Origin of the sequence: Mycolicibacterium novocastrense (assembly GCF_001570485.1) — a bacterium.
In the GTDB taxonomy this organism is placed as follows: domain Bacteria; phylum Actinomycetota; class Actinomycetes; order Mycobacteriales; family Mycobacteriaceae; genus Mycobacterium; species Mycobacterium novocastrense.
In genome coordinates this window covers 24898-41464 of record NZ_BCTA01000028.1, presented here as the reverse complement: position 1 = coordinate 41464, position 16567 = coordinate 24898, and the positions used below count along the sequence as shown (strand labels likewise).

At 69.1% G+C, this 16567-nt stretch carries 16 protein-coding genes; 5 read left to right on the top strand and 11 right to left on the bottom strand.

The window, feature by feature from the left end; genetic code table 11:
• Positions 1-21: 21 nt before the first annotated feature.
• Both RMCN_RS10790 and RMCN_RS10785 read right to left on the bottom strand, forming a co-directional pair.
• Positions 22-1560 (bottom strand): glycerol-3-phosphate dehydrogenase/oxidase, encoded by a 1539-nt coding sequence (locus RMCN_RS10790; protein WP_067389036.1) that lies wholly within the window; start codon positions 1558-1560, stop codon positions 22-24.
• Positions 1557-2135: a TetR/AcrR family transcriptional regulator gene (locus tag RMCN_RS10785; RefSeq protein WP_067389034.1), complete on the bottom strand. Its 579-nt coding sequence runs from the start codon at positions 2133-2135 to the stop codon at positions 1557-1559. The genes RMCN_RS10790 and RMCN_RS10785 overlap by 4 nt, the downstream gene beginning before the upstream one ends.
• A 59-nt stretch (positions 2136-2194) precedes the next feature.
• Between RMCN_RS10785 and RMCN_RS10780 the strand changes: the two genes are divergently transcribed.
• Together RMCN_RS10780 and RMCN_RS10775 are read left to right on the top strand one after the other, a co-directional pair.
• Complete coding sequence (locus tag RMCN_RS10780) at positions 2195-3775, top strand: FAD-binding oxidoreductase (RefSeq protein ID WP_110765810.1); 1581 nt, start codon at positions 2195-2197, stop codon at positions 3773-3775.
• Entirely contained in the window at positions 3772-4686 is a 915-nt protein-coding gene (locus tag RMCN_RS10775; protein WP_067389030.1) for a diacylglycerol kinase, read from the top strand. Before RMCN_RS10780 ends, RMCN_RS10775 begins: the two co-directional genes overlap by 4 nt.
• Positions 4687-4756: 70 nt before the next feature.
• On the opposite strand, the gene RMCN_RS10770 is transcribed toward RMCN_RS10775, so the two are convergent.
• The 4 genes from RMCN_RS10770 to RMCN_RS10755 all read right to left on the bottom strand — a co-directional run bounded on the left by RMCN_RS10770 (position 4757) and on the right by RMCN_RS10755 (position 8138).
• Entirely contained in the window at positions 4757-5269 is a 513-nt protein-coding gene (locus RMCN_RS10770) for a DUF3145 domain-containing protein (protein WP_067389466.1), read from the bottom strand.
• Between the two features lie 109 nt (positions 5270-5378).
• Complete coding sequence (locus RMCN_RS10765; RefSeq protein ID WP_067389028.1) at positions 5379-6203, bottom strand: serine hydrolase domain-containing protein; 825 nt, start codon at positions 6201-6203, stop codon at positions 5379-5381.
• Between the two features lie 10 nt (positions 6204-6213).
• Positions 6214-7287 (bottom strand): class I SAM-dependent methyltransferase, encoded by a 1074-nt coding sequence (locus RMCN_RS10760; protein WP_067389463.1) that lies wholly within the window; start codon positions 7285-7287, stop codon positions 6214-6216.
• A 71-nt stretch (positions 7288-7358) separates the two neighbouring features.
• Positions 7359-8138, bottom strand: a complete 780-nt coding sequence (locus tag RMCN_RS10755; RefSeq protein WP_067389026.1) for a dioxygenase family protein — start codon at positions 8136-8138, stop codon at positions 7359-7361.
• Between the two features lie 35 nt (positions 8139-8173).
• Between RMCN_RS10755 and RMCN_RS10750 the strand changes: the two genes are divergently transcribed.
• Positions 8174-9262 carry an S-(hydroxymethyl)mycothiol dehydrogenase gene (locus tag RMCN_RS10750; RefSeq protein ID WP_064414738.1) on the top strand — a complete coding sequence of 363 codons (1089 nt, stop codon included), beginning with the start codon at positions 8174-8176 and terminating at the stop codon, positions 9260-9262.
• Entirely contained in the window at positions 9259-9888 is a 630-nt protein-coding gene (locus RMCN_RS10745) for an MBL fold metallo-hydrolase (RefSeq protein WP_067389024.1), read from the top strand. The genes RMCN_RS10750 and RMCN_RS10745 overlap by 4 nt, the downstream gene beginning before the upstream one ends.
• Here RMCN_RS10745 and RMCN_RS10740 read toward each other — a convergent pair whose 3' ends face one another.
• Positions 9889-10632, bottom strand: a complete 744-nt coding sequence (locus RMCN_RS10740; protein WP_067389022.1) for an SHOCT domain-containing protein — start codon at positions 10630-10632, stop codon at positions 9889-9891. It abuts the gene before it with no gap.
• A 136-nt stretch (positions 10633-10768) separates the two neighbouring features.
• Here RMCN_RS10740 and RMCN_RS10735 point away from each other — a divergent pair, with 136 nt between their 5' ends.
• Positions 10769-11857 (top strand): class I SAM-dependent methyltransferase, encoded by a 1089-nt coding sequence (locus RMCN_RS10735; RefSeq protein WP_067389020.1) that lies wholly within the window; start codon positions 10769-10771, stop codon positions 11855-11857.
• A gap of 30 nt (positions 11858-11887) precedes the next feature.
• Here RMCN_RS10735 and RMCN_RS10730 read toward each other — a convergent pair whose 3' ends face one another.
• The 4 genes from RMCN_RS10730 to RMCN_RS10715 form a co-directional block, all read right to left on the bottom strand.
• Positions 11888-13657, bottom strand: a complete 1770-nt coding sequence (locus RMCN_RS10730; RefSeq protein WP_067389018.1) for an Hsp70 family protein — start codon at positions 13655-13657, stop codon at positions 11888-11890.
• Positions 13657-14685 carry an NAD(P)H-dependent amine dehydrogenase family protein gene (locus RMCN_RS10725; protein ID WP_067389460.1) on the bottom strand — a complete coding sequence of 343 codons (1029 nt, stop codon included), beginning with the start codon at positions 14683-14685 and terminating at the stop codon, positions 13657-13659. Before RMCN_RS10725 ends, RMCN_RS10730 begins: the two co-directional genes overlap by 1 nt.
• 134 nt (positions 14686-14819) lie before the next feature.
• Positions 14820-15887: a glycoside hydrolase family 183 protein gene (locus RMCN_RS10720; RefSeq protein WP_067389457.1), complete on the bottom strand. Its 1068-nt coding sequence runs from the start codon at positions 15885-15887 to the stop codon at positions 14820-14822.
• Positions 15888-15953: 66 nt separating this feature from the next.
• Positions 15954-16499, bottom strand: a complete 546-nt coding sequence (locus RMCN_RS10715) for a hypothetical protein (protein WP_064414733.1) — start codon at positions 16497-16499, stop codon at positions 15954-15956.
• Positions 16500-16567: the final 68 nt, after the last annotated feature.

Sequence of the window (16567 nt, the reverse complement as noted above, 5' to 3'; positions counted from 1 at the left end):
CGGTCTGGGCGTAAGAAGTGGCTAGCCGACGGCCGCGAGCATCTCCTCGGCCACCGCCACCACCCGCTCGCGGTCGGCTTCGACCAACCCGATGCGAGTGCGGCGGTCGACGATGTCGTCGACGGTCAGCGCGCCTTCGTGGGTCACCGCGTATTCGAATTCCGCACGGATGACGTCGATCCCCTCGGCGACCGGTTCGGTGGGCCGCTCGCACGCGGCGGTGGCGATGACGTTCGGCGCCTCGGCACCGAAGCGGGCCACCAGTGAACCCGGCATCTCCGTCGGATGACGTAGCGTGGCAACCGGATTCGACGGTGCCCCGACGAGCGGCAGGTTGCGGGTGCGGCAGTCGGTCGCGGTCAGCCCACGAAGCTGGATCGCCCGGTCGAGCACATCCTCGGCCATGAAGCGGTATTCGGTCAGCTTGCCGCCGATGACGCTGATGACGCCCGAGGGTGATTCGACGACCGCGTGTTCGCGCGAGACGTCGGCGGTGCGGCCCGCGCCGGTGTCGATCAGCGGACGCAGACCGGCGTATGCGCCGATCACATCCGACGGGCTCAAGGCGACATCCAGGGCGGTGTTCACGGTGTCAAGCAGGAACGAGATCTCCTCGGGCGCGGGTTCGGGCACGTCCGGGACCGGGCCGGGCGCATCCTCGTCGGTCAGCCCGAGGTACACCCGGCCCAACTGCTCGGGCATCGCGAACACGAAACGGTTGATCTCGCCGGGTATCGGGATGGTCAGGGCCGCAACCGGATTGCCGAAGGCCGCCGCGTCGAACACCAGATGCGTTCCGCGGCTCGGCCGCAGCTTGATCGAGGAATCCACTTCCCCCGCCCACACCCCGGAGGCGTTGATCACCGCGCGCGCGGCGACCTCGAACGACTCGCCGGTGAGCTGATCGGTCAGCCGCACCGAGGTGCCGGTAGCGTGCGACGCCGCCACCCGCGTCAGCACCCGCGCACCGTGTTGGGCCGCCGTCCGCGCCACCGCGGTGACCAGGCGGGCGTCGTCGATCAACTGCCCGTCGTACGCCAGGAACGCGCCGTCGAGACCGTCACGCCGTACGGTGGGTGCGAGTTCGACGGCCCGGCGCGCATCGATCCGCCGCGAGCGGGGCAACACCGACGCCGGCGTGCCCGCCAGCTTGCGCAGGCCGTCGCCGGCCGCGAAGCCGAAGCGCACCAGCGCGCGCGACGCGGAGTTCATCGACGGGAGCAACGGCACCAGCTGCGGCATCGCCGTGACCAGATGGGGGGCATTGCGGGTCATCAGGATTCCGCGTTCGACGGCGCTGCGCCGGGCGATGCCGACGTTGCCCGTCGCCAGGTACCGCAGCCCGCCGTGAACCAGCTTGGAACTCCACCGGCTGGTGCCGAACGCGAGATCGTGCTTCTCCACCAGCGCGACGCGCAGACCGCGGGTGGCCGCGTCCAGCGCGATGCCCGTTCCGGTGATGCCGCCGCCGATGACGATGACGTCGAGGCGCTCACCGTCGGCCAGCGCCGCCAGTTCGGTGCTGCGGCGCGCGGAGTTCAGAGCCGTCGAGCCGGTCACGGCGCCAGGTACCCGTCGAGGGCGTGCGCCAACTCGGTGTCGAGCGCATCGGTGTCCAACAGCTTTTCGACCATCTGCGCGGACTGGATCGCCGACTGGGTGATCAGCAGACACATCGCGGCCAGCTGACGCGCGTCGCCGGCGCGCACGCTGCCGTCGTCCTGGGCGATCTTGATGGCGTGGGTCAACGCGTCGATCAGGATCATCTGGCTGGTCCCAAGCCGGTTGGCGATGTAGACCATCGCGAATTCGGGTGCGTCTTGCAGCACCGACAGGATGATCTCGTCGGTGCGAAGGTGCCGGGCCACTTCCACGACCCGCTGCACCAGCGCTTTGCGGTCGGATCCGGTGTCGGGGACTTTGTCCAGCACACCGGCGATGCGCTCGGTCATCAGCGCCGCGAGCACCCCGTTCGTGTCGGACCACCGGCGGTAGATGGTGGGGCGGCTCATGCGCGCGCGGCGGGCGATGTCGGTCAGCGTGACCCGCTTGACTCCGACCGCGAGCACGCAGGCCGCCGCGGCGTCGATGATGCGCGCCTCGACTGTCGACTCATCGTTACGGATTGACGACATGTGTAATACTGTAACGCATGACGCGTCCGGATGCTCACTCGACCGCTCTCCTGCCCCCGATGAAGTGGAACGCCTGGGGCGACCCCGCCCAGGCCAAGCCGCTCTCCGAGGGCATCCGGACGCTGCTCGAACAGGCGCTCGGCGTGGAGACGTCGACCACCGAAGAACTCGAACCCGAACAGGTGCGCCTGCGGCCGTCGGCGCTGACCGACGACGACCGCGAGGCGTTGACCGTCATCGTCGGGCGCGATTACTGCCGCGTCGACGACCAGGGTCGCCTGTTCCGGGCCGGCGGCAAGTCGACATTGGACCTGCTGCGCCGCCGCGACCCCGGTGAGCAGGACGCGCCGGATGCGGTGGTGCTGCCCGGTAGCGAAGAGGAAATCGCCGTGATACTGCACCTGTGCGGTGAGCGCCGCATCGCCATCGTCCCGTTCGGCGGCGGCACCAGCGTCGTCGGCGGCCTCGACCCGATCCGCGGCGGCTTCCGCGCGGTGATCTCCCTGGACCTGCGCCGCTTCGACGAGCTTCACTTCCTCGACGAGGTCTCCGGAGTGGCCGAACTCGGCGCGGGCGTGACAGGACCCGACGCCGAACGGCTTCTGGGCGAGCGCGGTTTCTCGCTCGGCCACTTCCCCCAGAGCTTCCAGTTCGCCACCATCGGCGGCTTCGCCGCGACGCGGTCGTCGGGCCAGGGGTCGGCGGGCTACGGCCGGTTCAACGACATGGTGCGCGGCCTGCGGGCGGTCACACCGGTCGGCGTGCTCGACCTCGGCCGGGCGCCGGAGTCGGCGGCGGGACCGGATCTGCGACAGCTGCTGATCGGCTCGGAGGGCGTGCTCGGCGTCATCACGCGGGTGCGAGTGCGGGTGCATCCGAAGCCGACCGCCACCCGCTACGAGGCGTGGTCGTTCCCCGACTTCGCCACGGGCGCCGACGCCCTGCGCGCGGTCGTGCAGACCGGTACCGGCCCGACGGTGATCCGCCTGTCCGACGAGGCCGAGACGGGAGTGAACCTCGCGACCACCGAAAGCATCGGCGAAAAACAGATCACCGGAGGATGTCTGGCGATCACGGTGTTCGAGGGCACCGAAGCGCACGTCGCCAGCAGACACTCCGAGACACGCGCGGTACTCGAAGCCGCCGGCGGCACCTCGCTGGGCGAGGAACCCGCACGCGCATGGGAGCACGGCCGGTTCAACGCGCCGTACCTACGCGACTCGCTGCTGTCGGCCGGCGCACTGTGCGAGACGTTGGAGACCGCGACGAACTGGTCGAACGTGCCTGCGCTCAAAGCCGCCGTCACCGAGGCGCTGACGACCGCGCTCACCGAAACCGGCACGCCATCGCTGGTGCTGTGCCACATTTCGCACGTGTATCCGACCGGCGCGTCGCTGTACTTCACGGTCGTCGCCGGGCAGCGGGGGAACCCGATCGAGCAGTGGCGCAAGGCCAAAGCCGCGGCGTCGGACGCGATGATGCGCACCGGGGCCACCATCACCCATCACCACGCCGTCGGCGCCGACCACCGGCCGTGGATGCGTGACGAGGTCGGCGACCTCGGCGTCGCGATCCTGCGCGCCGTCAAGGACACACTCGACCCCGCGGGAATCCTCAACCCGGGCAAGCTGATCCCATGACGATCGACGGTCGCGTCACGATGCTGACCAACCCCGCCTCGGGGCACGGCAGCGCACCCCACGCGGCCGAACGCGCTGTCGCACAATTCCATCGGCGCGGAATGGACGTCGTCGCGATCGCGGGCACCGACGCCGAACACGCGCGCAAACTCGTCGAAGGCGCGCTCGAACGCGGGATGGACGCGCTCGTCGTGGTCGGCGGCGACGGAATCATTTCCCTTGCGCTGCAGGTGCTTGCGCAGACCGACATTCCCCTGGGCATCATCCCGGCCGGCACCGGCAACGACCACGCACGCGAATTCACGATCCCGACACGCGATCCCGAAGCCGCCGCCGACGTCGTGGTCGACGGCCTGACCGCCGGGACCGCGAAGACCATCGACCTCGGGCGGATCCGCGGCGCCGACGGCACCGAGAAATGGTTCGGCACCGTGATGGCCGCGGGTTTCGACTCGCTGGTGACCGACCGGACCAACCGGATGCGCTGGCCGCACGGCCGTATGCGCTACAACCTCGCGATGATCGCCGAGCTGTCGAAGTTGCGACTCCTGCCGTTCCGCTTGTCGTTCGACGGCGACGAAGTGACGACGGAGTTGACGCTGGCCGCGTTCGGCAACACCCGCAGCTACGGCGGCGGGATGCGGATCTGCCCCGACGCCGACCCGACCGACGGTCTGCTCGACGTGACGATGGTGGCCTCGGCGTCGCGCACCCGGCTGATCCGCTTGTTTCCCACCGTGTTCAAGGGCACCCACGTACACCTCGACGAGGTTCGCACCGCGCGGGCCAAGACCATCACCGTCGACTCCCCCGGCATCAATGCTTACGCCGACGGCGAGTACATGTGCGCGCTACCGGTCGAGGTGTCGGCCGTTCCCGGGGCGCTGCGGATCCTGACGCCGCGACGCTGACGAACGTGCGGTTCTATACGCGACACGCCGTTCGGGCGTATGGGTCCGCACACTCGCGCCGGACCAAGACCTACCCGACTCCGCGGCTCAGCCAGCTCACCTCCGCGCCCGCACCGCCATCGCGGTACGGCTCCAAGGCCTCGTCCCACGCTGTGCCCAGCACCGAGTCCAGTTCGGCGGCCAGCGTGTCCGCGCCGGCGACCATCATCGCGCGCAGCCGCATCTCGCCGACGATCACATCGCCGTTGGCGCTCATCGATCCGCTCCACAGTCCGAGCTGCGGCGTGTGACACCAGCGATGGCCGTCGACGCCGGGGCTGGGATCCTCGGTCACCTCGAACCGCAGCACCGACCACGACCGCAACGCGCTGGCCAAGGCGGCACCGGTACCCACCGGGCCGACCCAGTTGGTGACGGCACGCAGCTGTCCCGGCATGGCCGGTTGCGGAGTCCACTTGAGATTCGCCCTCGCCTGAAGGGTCGACGACAACGCCCACTCGACATGCGGGCACACCGCAGCGGGTGACGCGTGGATGTAGACCACGCCCGTCGTCGCTTCGGCGAACTGGTTCGACGCACGCATTTGCCACTCCTTCGGCTCCACGAGGGACGTCTTCCCCAAGCGGCCTCTTGAAACCGAAATTACAGCTGTGTCGTGCGTGTCTATTGTGCCTTGTGAGGCGCCTGTTGCGCTAGTCTGCGGCGAATTCTCTCAGGACTTCGTCAGATAAAATCCGCCACGGCTTGTACGCCCACTCGCCGAAGTTGCGATCGGTGAGCACGACGAGCGCCAGATCGGCGTCCGGATCGACCCACAAAAACGTCCCTGACTGGCCGAAATGCCCGAACGTGCGCTCGGAGTTCTGCTCGCCCGTCCAGTGCGGGGACTTGCCCCCGCGGATCTCGAAGCCCAGCCCCCAGTCGTTGGGCCGCTGCACACCGAACCCCGGCAGCACCCCGTCCAGGCCGGGAAACTGCACCGAGATCGCCTCGCCGTGCAGTCGGGCGGACACGGTAGCCGGCCGCAGCAGGTCTGCGGCGAATGCCGCCAGATCGGCCGCCGTCGACGTCGCGCCGTACCCCGCGGCGGCCGCGCCCCCGTCGAGCACGCTGTCGGACATGCCCAGCGGTTCGAACACCGCCTCGGTCAGATACCGGTCGAACGCGATGCCCGTCGCCTTCTCGAGGGTCTCGGCCAACACCCCGAACCCGTAATTCGAGTAGACGCGCCGGGCCCCCGGCTCGGCCATCGTCTCCGCCGAGCGCATGGAGTAGCCCGACGCGTGCGCCAGCAGGTGACGCACCGTCGCCCCGGGCGGGCCCGCTTCGGTGTCGAGTTCGACCGCCCCCTCCTCGACGCCGACCTGCACCGCGCGTGCGGCCAGCGGTTTCGTCACCGACGCCAGCTCAAATCGTCGCCGCTGGTCGCCATGCTCGGCCAGCACGCCAGACGGTCCGACGACGGCGGCCGCGGCGTTGGGCACCGGCCAGTCGCCCACGAGATCCAGCGCGCTCATCGCGCCGAGCCTACTTGCGCGCGATGTAGTAGTTGTTGACCGGATCGGACTCGATCTCTCGCACCGAGACGTCGCTGAATCCGGCATCGCCGAGCATCGAGGTGGCGAGTTGATGCCCCCAGCAGGTGCCGAGTCCGGCACCGTCGAGGCCGAGCGAAACCGTCATGCAGTGCATCGTCGAGACCGTGTAGAGGTACGTGGCCAGCGGCACGCCGACGTTGTCCTCCAGGTTGCTCGAGGCCTTGACGTCGACCATGAGCAGGCAGCCGCCCGGCCTGAGCGCACGATAGATGTTGGCCAGCACGGCAGCCGGATCGGCCTGGTCGTGGATGGCGTCGAAAACCGTTATCACATCGTAACTTTCGGGCATGTCCAGCGCCGCAACGTCTGCTGCGACGAAGGTGGCGTTGGCCAGGCCCAGCCGGGCCGCCTCGGCGCGTCCCACGCCGAGACCCTCGTCGCTGAAGTCGATTCCGGTGAACCGGCTGGCCGGGAACGCCTGGGCCATCACGTTGATCGCGTGCCCGCTACCGCAGCCGATGTCGGCGACGTCGGCCCCGTCGCGCAGCAGCTGTGGCAATCCCTGTGCCAACGGCAGGATGACGTCGACGAGCGCGGCGTCGAACACCTCTCCGCTCTGCTCGGCCATCACCGTGTGGAACCGCGGGTACTCGCTGTAGGACAGCCCTCCGCCGGTGCGGAAGCAGCCGATGATCTGCTGCTCCACCTCGCCCAGCAGCGAAATGAACTGCGCCAACCGCGCGAAGTTGTCCGGGCCCGCGGCGCGGGTGAGGACCGCGGCGCGGTGCGGCGGAAGCCAATAGGTGCCCGCCGCGGGGTCGTACTCGATCACCCCCGCCGTCACCACACCGCCCAGCCACTCGCGCACGTAGCGTTCGTTGAGTCCCGCGGCCGCGGCGAGCTCGGCGCTGGTGGCCGGGGCCGAATCGGCCATGGTGTCCCACAACCCGGTCTGGTGACCGATCGACAACAGCAGGGCGAGGCTGGCGCTGTCGATCGCGGACACCATCCGCGCGGCGAACTCCTCGGTCGTGTCCGCTGGTCTGTGGTCGATATCGGTCATCGCGGGTTCCTTCCGGCGTACTGAGCTCATGTCCATTGCACAACGGAGTCCGCCGCCGGGCGGTTCAACGGCTAAATCAGTTCGATCGACCTCTTGGCCAGACCCATCCAGTAGCCGTCGATCACCTGCCGCGCCTGCTGCGCGGGATCGCGGGAGGCGCCGAGCGCGACGAACAGCGGCGACCAGTGCTCGATGGTGGGATGCGCATACGGCATGCCCGGCGCCCGATGACGGAAGTCGATCAAGGCGTCGACGTCGCCGGCGGCGAACATCTCGGCCGCCCACATGTCGAAGTCCGTCGACCAGTCCGGCGGCTCCGCGCCAGGTGACGGGTCGTCGAGGAACGGCAAACCGTGCGTCGTGAACCCGGACCCGATGATCAGCACGCCCTCGTCGCGCAGCGGCCTCAACCGCTCGCCCAGGTGCAGCAGCGCCTGCGGGTCGAGCGTCGGCATCGAGATCTGCAGCACCGGGATGTCGGCGTCGGGATACATCACCGTCAGCGGAACGTAGGCGCCGTGGTCGAGCCTGCGACCGGGGTCGTGGCGCACCGGCTCATCGCGGGGCAGCATCGCCTCGATGCGCGCGGCGAGGTCGACGGCGCCGGGCGCGTCGTAGGTCGTCTGGTAGTAGCGCTGCGGGAAGCCCCAGAAATCGTAGGTCAACGGGGTCTGCGTCGATGTCGACCCGATCGTCAGCGGCGCGGACTCCCAGTGCGCCGACACGACCAGGATCGCCGCAGGCCGTGGCAGCTCTGTCGCCCAAGCCGCGAGCTGACGCACCCACAACTCGTCGTCGACCAGCGGCGGCGCACCGTGGGAGAGGAACAGCGCGGGAAGCGAATCAGCCATGTGACCGGTGTTCCCCCAGCCGATAGGTTGTAGTCATGAGTCAAACGGTGCGCGGAGTGATCTCACGAAAGAAGGACGAGCCGGTCGAAGTCGTGGACATCGTGATCCCCGACCCGGGTCCGGGCGAGGTGGTGGTCGACGTCACGGCGTGCGGGGTCTGCCACACCGACCTGACCTATCGGGAGGGCGGCATCAACGACGAATTCCCGTTCCTGCTGGGCCATGAGGCCGCGGGCACCGTCGAATCCGTCGGAGCAGGTGTCACCAACGTCGAACCCGGCGATTTCGTGATCCTCAACTGGCGCGCGGTGTGCGGCCAGTGCCGGGCATGTAAGCGCGGCCGTCCGCACCTGTGCTTCGACACCCACAACGCCGCGCAGAAGATGACGCTGACCGACGGCACGGAATTGACCCCGGCCCTGGGCATCGGCGCGTTCGCCGACAAGACGCTGGTGCACGAAGGGCAGTGCACCAAGGTCGATCCCGCGGCCGACCCCGCCGTGGCCGGGCTGCTGGGCTGCGGCGTGATGGCCGGGCTCGGCGCCGCGGTCAACACGGGCGCGGTGACCCGCGACGACACCGTCGCCGTGATCGGCTGCGGCGGCGTCGGCGACGCCGCCATCGCCGGGGCCGCCCTGGTCGGCGCCAAGCGCATCATCGCCGTCGACACCGACAACAAGAAGCTCGAGTGGGCACGCGATTTCGGCGCCACCCACACCATCAACGCCCGCGAACTCGATCCCGTGGAGACCATCGCCGACCTCACCGACGGCTTCGGCGCCGACGTGGTGATCGATGCGGTCGGCCGGCCGGAGACCTGGAAGCAGGCGTTCTACGCCCGCGACCTCGCGGGAACCGTTGTCTTGGTGGGTGTTCCGACTCCCGACATGACGCTGGAGATGCCGCTGATCGACTTCTTCTCGCGCGGCGGCTCACTGAAGTCGTCGTGGTACGGCGACTGCCTGCCCGAACGCGACTTCCCCACGCTGATCAGCCTCTACCTGCAGGGCCGACTACCGCTGGAGAAGTTCGTCACCGAACGCATCGGCATCGACGACGTCGAGGAGGCGTTCCACAAGATGCACAAGGGCGGGGTGCTGCGATCGGTGGTGGTGTTGAAATGAACGGCGGACCGATCGGCCGGGTGGTCACCCACGGCACCTTCGAACTCGACGGCGGCAGTTGGGAAGTCGACAACAACATCTGGATCGTCGGCGACGACTCCGAGGTGGTGGTGTTCGACGCGGCGCACGACGCGGGGCCGATTGTCAACGCGGTCGGCGGCCGGCATGTGGTCGCGGTGGTGTGCACGCACGGACACAACGACCATGTGACGGTCGCACCCGAACTGGGCCAGGCACTCGACGCGCCGGTGCTGATGCACCCGGCCGACGACATGCTGTGGCGAATGACGCACCCGGACAGCGACTTCCGCACCGTGGCGGACGGCGACACCCTGCAGGTCGCGGGTACCGAGCTGCGCGCCCTGCACACACCCGGGCATTCGCCGGGTTCGGTGTGCTGGCATGCGCCGGAGTTGAACGCGGTGTTCTCCGGCGACACCCTCTTTCAGGGCGGGCCGGGCGCGACGGGGCGGTCGTTCTCCGACTTCCCCACCATCCTCGAGTCGATCTCCGGGCGGCTGGGAAAGCTGCCCGACCACACCGTCGTCTACACCGGTCACGGCGATTCCACCACCATCGGCGATGAGCTGGTCAACTACGACGAGTGGGTGGCCAGAGGGCACTAGCTAGTCCCCCAGTATGCGGCGCTTCTCCGCGTTGAACTCGGCCTCGGTCAGCGCGCCCGAATCCCGAAGGGCGGCCAGCTGCTTCAGCTGTTCGAGGCGCACGCCCCGGTCATCGGGCTGATACGCCGAGGTGGGCGTCGACACCGCCCGAAGGGTCGGCGGTGCGTCGGCGTTGACGATCTCGTGCGGCGCCAGCGGGCGCGCCACCTTGGCCGCGCGGGCCGACCAGATCAGAGCGGCGATGAGCCCCAGTACCCCCAGCGCGGCCAACCCGCCGAACAACCACGCCAGCCAGCCGTACGAACTGCCGTGCCCGAACGAGAGCCGCGGGTCGATGTACCCGTTCACGCTGCCGTCGGTCGAGACGCGATAGGCGCCGGGCTCGGCGACCTGCACCACCCAGAGCCGCACATGGGTGTCGCTGTTCACGGTGGTTGTCCCGCCGATACTTTCAGTCACCACGGGATCGGGCGCCCCGTCGGGCGCGTCGATGTTGATGCTGAGCGCGGGGATCGGGAAACCACTGGTCGGCTGTCCGGTCGTCACGGTGTGGAAGCTGACCGTCACCTCGCCCGCGGGCAACTCGATGCTGCCGGATCCCGGAATCGGCACTTCGCCGTAGGCGTCGAAATCGTCGAGGACGAACGCGTTGAGCACCAGGGTGACGATGAAACCGGCGACGGCAGTCACGAGGGTCAACACGGAGACGACGACGGCGACGCGCGGGCCGGCCCTTCCGCTCATGGGCAGAGTTTGGCACGGGCGGGACCGCCCGGCGCGGTGTTGCTACGGATACGTCGACCTCCGTCGGCGGCGACGGCCCGCGGGGACTACCGTCGGATAGGACCGAACCTGTTGTCCGCACGTCACGGAGGTCGCGATGCCCGAGTCCAGCATCGTCGTGCGGCCCGAGCCGATGGAGAGCGGGTCGTACACCGCCGGTTCGCGTCTGCAGGCCGCCGGTCTGCACGGGGCGATCAAGCTTTTCGAGGAGGCGGCCGCCGCCGTGCCGATCCCGCGGCCTCCGCAACCGTTCGTCATCGCCGACTACGGCGCGTCGACGGGCCACAACTCGCTGCTGCCGATCTGCGCGGCAATCGCGGTGGTGCGCAAGCGGACCCGCACCGACCACCCCACCCTGGTCGTGCACACCGACGTACCGGAAAACGACTTCACCGCACTGTTCCGCACCCTCGCCGAAGATCCGGACACCTATCTGAGCAAGGACTCCGCGGCTTTCGCCTCCGCGATCGGCCGGTCGTTCTACTCGCAGATCATGCCGTCGAGCAGTGTGAACCTCGGCTGGAGTTCATGGGCCGTGCATTGGCTCAGCCGTGTACCCGCGCCGATCCCCGACCACGTCCACGTGGCCTACAGCCGCGACGAGACGGTGCGCGCCGCGTACGCCAGGCAGGCCGCCACCGACTGGCATGAGTTCATCGCCTTCCGCGGTCGTGAACTGCGTCGCGGCGGTCGTTTCGTCGTGATGACGACGGCGGTCGACGACAACGGCGAGGTGGGGTACCGCTCAGTGCTCGACGCGCTGGTCGACGCGATCGACGAACTGGCCGCCGACGGCTTGCTGACCGCCGACGAGGTGCACCGGATGGGTATCCCCATCGTCGGCCGGCGGGAGCAGGATTTCCTGGCGCCGTTTGCTCCGAAGGGCCGTTTCGAACAACTCGAGATCGAACATCTGGAGATCTTCGACGCCGGGGACCGCTTCTGGCAGCAGTATCAAGTCGACGGCAACGCAACGACTTTCGGGGCGCAGTGGGCGTCATTCGCCAGGGCGGCGGTGTTCCCGATGCTGGCGACCACACTCGAGGGCGGTGCCGCCGACCCTCGGTCGGACCAGTTCTTCGATCGCCTGGAGGCAGGTATGGCGGCCCGGCTGGCCGCGGCTCCCGAGAAGACTCAGATCCCGATGGCGCACCTGGTGTTGACCAAGAAACCGAGAATCCCCTGAGCCGTCAGCCGCCGATGCGGCCGAACGGTGCTACGGCGCCGGTTGACCGGGCAGTTGCGGAGCGGGCACCCACGGCAGCCCCGGAATCGTCGGGTACGGCGCGGTCGGGCTCCACGGCGGCTGCGTGGTCGCCGGCGGTGCCGTCGTGGTGGGCGGCGGCTCGGTTGTCGGGGGTGGCTCCGGCGACGGAGGCGGCGGCTCGGTTGTCGGGGGCGGGGGTTCGGGCGACGGGGGCGGCTCGGTGACGGTCCGGGTCACCGGCGGAGGCGGCCGGTAGACGGTCTGGGGCGCCTGGGTGGCCGGCGGTGGCGGCGGCTCGGCGGTGGTCGGTGTCGTGGGCCGCGGGGTGACCGTCATGGGTGGTGTGGTGGTCGCGGGCTCAGGTGCGGACTCGTCGCCGGACATCACCCACAGCACCGCGGCCACCAGCGCGGCCAGCACCACGAGGACGCCAACGGCCAGCGGGACCGCCGGATTGCGGTACCAGGGCACCGGTCGCGGCGGCAGGTCGTCCCAGGATTCGTCGTCGAACTGCATCTGCGGGCGCACGTCGGCGGCGCCGGCCGCGGGCGGTCCGTAGTCGTAGGGATCGGTTGCCGCGACCTCGGGCAGCTCTTCGGCGTCCGACCAGGCCAAGGCCCCGAAGGCTTCTGACTGTGGCGACGCTTCGTCGGCCGCAGAGCCGACCTCGGGGGCCATCGCCGTGGCCGCGGCGACGGCAGCACCGGCCCCGGGAGCCGCGGACATCGCGGTCATCCCCTCCTCGACGGTGCCTCGGACGGCGGCCAACCCACCGCCCACCGCCGAAGCCAATTCGGGGTGGGCCGACGTGATCACCGGCGCCCGGAACCGCTCCGAGAGCGTGGTGGTGACGACCGGGATCCGCGCCCCGCCGCCGACCGACGCCACGGCCGCCAGTTCACGAATACCGTTGCGCTCCAGGGTCTCCTGCAGGGTGTTCGCAAACCCCGTGAGAGGTCCGCTCAGCACCTCGTCGAGTTCGGTGCGTGTCAGCCGCACATCGCTGCGGTGCCCGGGCAATTCGGCCACCAGCGAGGTGAACGCCGCGGTGGACAGCCGCTCCTTGGCGCCGCGGCACTGTGCACGCAACCGCGACAGCGAGCCGATCGCCGAGGTGCTGGACAGGTCGACGGCCCCGGCCGCCGACAGATCCTCGAGGACGTGGGTCAGCAGCGCCTGGTCCACCAGGTCACCGGACAGGTCGTGGTGGCGGACGGTCTGGCCGATCTGCGTGTAACCGTTATCCGCATCGAACAGGCTGATACTCGTTCCGGTCCCCCCGAAGTCGCAGAGGGCGATGACGCCGCGGGTGGGCACCCCCGGTTCGTCCTGCAGAGAGGTCAGCGCGGCCACCGCATCGGAGACGACGGGCGCCGGCCGGGGCCGCTGAAACTCGGGCACGGCGGCCAACGCCCCGCGCAGCGCGTCGACGGAGGCGGGCCGCCAGTGCGCCGGGTGCGTCACCGCGATGTTGCCGGCGGGGCCCCGGCCGCCCCCGACCGTGTGGAGCATTGCCCGCAGCGCATCGGCGAGCACGACTTCGGCTTTGTGAGTGGAACCGTCGGCGGCGACGATGCCGACCGGATCCCCGACCCGGTCGACGAAATCAGTCAGGATCAGGCCGCGTTCGTCGAGGTTGCGGTTCTCGCCGGGCACGCCGACCTCGGGCGGGCGGTGCGGATACAACGTCAGCACCGGAGACCGGGTCACGGCTGATCTGCCCACGACGACGGCGGCCAGGTTGGTCGCGCCAACCGAGAGCCCTACCCCATCGGCCATCAGCGGATGGTGCCTGCGCCCGGAATCAATGGCAAATCCAACGCCGTCACCCAGCCAGGCGAGAGGTCGTTGACGGCCGGCACGGCGTTGAGCGCGCGCAGGCCGGTCGCCAGGCAGCCGGCCGCGGCGGCGTCGCGGCCGGAGCCGTCGGTGAACCGGAACGCGGTCTCCTGGAAGATGCTCGGGGTGCCCTCGATGTCGACGCGGTAGACGTCGTTCTCGTTGCCCGAGGGCCAGTCGGGTGCGGCGTCGTTGCCGATGCGGTTGACGTGTTCGAGCTGGATCCGCGTCTCGCCCCGGTACACGCCGTTGATGGTGAACCGCACGGCCGCGACGTTACCCGGGGCGATGATGCCCTTCGCGGTCTTGCGTTCGGTCGGCGTGACCCACTTGTCCCATGTGGTGGTGATCTCGTCGAGCATGATGCCCGCGGCGTGCGCGATCATCGGAACCGTTGCGCCCCAAGCGAATATCAGGATGTCGGGATTCTCGAGAAGCGGCCGGTACTCGGGTGGCTTGCCGATGCCCATCTCGCGGTCGTAGTCGCCTTCGTAGTTGGTGTAGTCGAGCAGTTCGGAGGCACGAACCTTGCGCACCTCCGAACACAGGCCCATCAGCGTCATCGGGAACAGGTCGTTGGCGAACCCGGGGTCGATGCCGGTGGTCAGGCACGACGATTCGCCGAGTTCGCAGGCCGCTGTGATGGGTTCGATCCAGTTCGGAGGGTTCAGGTGCATGGTGGGCCAGATCCAGGGCGTCATCGCGGTCGAACACACGTCGATGCCCGCCCGCAGGAAGCGGGTGATCAGTGCGATGTTGTCGTCGGCGCGATTGGCCGTCGGCCCGTAGTGCACCAGCGCGTCGGGTTTCAGCGCGATCAGCGCATCGACGTCATCGGTCGCGGTCACCCCCAGCTCCGTGCCCAGCCCGCAGATGTCACCGACATCGCGGCCGACCTTATCCGGGCTGCTCACGCCGACTCCGACCAGCTCGAACAGGGGATGTTTGACGATTTCGGGGATCACCATCTTGCCCACGAAACCGGTGCCCCAGACCACTACACGCTTGGCGCCGGAATCCCCAGATCTCCCAGTCACTGCTCGCCTCTCACTCGGCCCCGCTCTAACACCATAGGGGCGTCACCGTCGCGACGGATCGGACGCTACAGATTGATCGGATCGGGTGGTGGCACCGTCCTGGTGCTGTCTTTGAGCGCGGACTTGAACTGCATCGCCCGGTAGGGCCAGCCGGTCGCCGTATTCCACTGCGAGACAACCAGTCCGATACCGCCGTCGATGTCGAAGCGCGATCCCGGCAGCAGGTACCCGCCGTAGAGCTGGGCGACCCGGCTGCCGGCATGGTCCTCGGCCTCCCACGCCGATCCGAGGACGGGCATCTGGACCGGCGTGGTGTGCATGTTCGCCACCGGTGACTCCACGACGCGGTAGCCGAGCGCGTACTTCGACGCGAGAAATCCGCCGAGGACCCACTTCCCCGGACCGACGCGACGCAAAGCGAGCTCGCCCCATCGCTCACCGACCGGTGTGATGGGCGTCGCCGATGTCCCCCACGACCACCTCGTCCCGTCGAAATGCCAACTGAGGTAACGGGTCCTGTCGCCGATGTGCTCCGGACACACCCGCATCAGCACGATGCCCTTGTCGCGCTGGAAACCGGTCGCCGCCACGTACACCCAGTCGTCGTCGGGCTCGTAATCCCATGCCCAGCACTGTGCGTGACCGCCGTGCAGGTCGGCGGGGAACTTGGCCCTCTCCCCCAGATGGGTCCAGCTCACGCCGCTGTCGGGCGAGTGCCAGATCTCGGTCCAGGCGACGTTGCCGAAGCCGCGGTTGACGATGGCGTGCAGATACATCGATCCGCCGACGGTCAGCAGGTCCGACGGGATCACCGTGCTGATCCCGCCGCGACGCCAGCCGGTGCCCGCGTCGTCGTGCTCGTAGTGCCACAGTTGACGCGCGTAGCCGGGATCGCTGCCACCGGCGCGTTCGTAGACGATCGGGTGGTCGGCGTCGCCGGTGCCGATCAGGACGACCGGGGACCGCCAATCGCCGAGGCCGACCCGGGGACCCGAGAAGGTGTCGCCGAACACCGAGACCAGCTTCCCGTTCGGCGCGAGCACCGACGCGCCGAGGTCGGTGCACGTGACACCCCATCGATCGGTCAGCCCGGGACCGGTCAGATCGAGGGCCTTGCCGTTGAGGAGTGGCAGGCGGGCCCGCCCGCTGGGGCCGAGCCCGCGCCCGGCCGCTCCGCCGATCGACGGGTTACCAGGCACCTAGTAGCAGAGCCGCAGACCGCCGGGTTCGCAGATCAGCGGGTACGGCGTGACGGGAATCGACAGCGGTTCCTTGAACGTCAGCGTCAGCGGCAGCTCGACCATCCCGGGCTGCTCGCCGCACACCGCACCGTGGATGATCCTGGCGCGCCCGGTGAGAGTGGCCCCGTTGAAGGAGTAGATCTCCTTCTGCAGCGCGGTGCTGCCGTCCGGGCAGTTGCGGATCGAGTCGAACGTGTTCGCCTTGAATGTCCACTCGCCGCCGACCATGTCGGCCTCGGCGCCACCGCGGCCCGCCGGCGTGACCTTGAGCCTGCACCCGACCGGCAGGATCAGCGGCTCGCGAAGGTCGCCCACCGTCGGCACGCAGATCGGGAAGATCTCCCAGGTCGTCTCGGCCTGGCCGGCGATCCTGACCGTGTAGACCCCTTCGGGGGTATCGGGAGATTTCACGTCGCCCTGGCCGGCCGCCGTCCCCACGGCACTGAATGTCAGCCCGAGCGCGAACGCCACGACGCCCAACGTCCGCGCGATCGTCTTGGTCACCTCGTACCCCTTCAGCCGTCTACCGTGGTGTCGAGTATCTCAGTGTGCACGCGGCGTCGTCACCCCTT

Bases quoted from the DNA above. Each gene is read 5' to 3' on its own strand.
- RMCN_RS10785 (WP_067389034.1), bottom strand. From the start codon at position 2,135: ATGTCGTCAATCCGTAACGATGAGTCGACAGTCGAGGCGCGCATCATC.
- RMCN_RS10780 (WP_110765810.1), top strand. From the start codon at position 2,195: ATGAAGTGGAACGCCTGGGGCGACCCCGCCCAGGCCAAGCCGCTCTCC.
- RMCN_RS10775 (WP_067389030.1), top strand. From the start codon at position 3,772: ATGACGATCGACGGTCGCGTCACGATGCTGACCAACCCCGCCTCGGGG.
- RMCN_RS10770 (WP_067389466.1), bottom strand. From the start codon at position 5,269: ATGCGTGCGTCGAACCAGTTCGCCGAAGCGACGACGGGCGTGGTCTAC.
- RMCN_RS10765 (WP_067389028.1), bottom strand. From the start codon at position 6,203: ATGAGCGCGCTGGATCTCGTGGGCGACTGGCCGGTGCCCAACGCCGCG.
- RMCN_RS10760 (WP_067389463.1), bottom strand. From the start codon at position 7,287: ATGACCGATATCGACCACAGACCAGCGGACACGACCGAGGAGTTCGCC.
- RMCN_RS10755 (WP_067389026.1), bottom strand. From the start codon at position 8,138: ATGGCTGATTCGCTTCCCGCGCTGTTCCTCTCCCACGGTGCGCCGCCG.
- RMCN_RS10750 (WP_064414738.1), top strand. From the start codon at position 8,174: ATGAGTCAAACGGTGCGCGGAGTGATCTCACGAAAGAAGGACGAGCCG.
- RMCN_RS10745 (WP_067389024.1), top strand. From the start codon at position 9,259: ATGAACGGCGGACCGATCGGCCGGGTGGTCACCCACGGCACCTTCGAA.
- RMCN_RS10740 (WP_067389022.1), bottom strand. From the start codon at position 10,632: ATGAGCGGAAGGGCCGGCCCGCGCGTCGCCGTCGTCGTCTCCGTGTTG.
- RMCN_RS10735 (WP_067389020.1), top strand. From the start codon at position 10,769: ATGCCCGAGTCCAGCATCGTCGTGCGGCCCGAGCCGATGGAGAGCGGG.
- RMCN_RS10730 (WP_067389018.1), bottom strand. From the start codon at position 13,657: ATGGCCGATGGGGTAGGGCTCTCGGTTGGCGCGACCAACCTGGCCGCC.
- RMCN_RS10725 (WP_067389460.1), bottom strand. From the start codon at position 14,685: ATGGTGATCCCCGAAATCGTCAAACATCCCCTGTTCGAGCTGGTCGGA.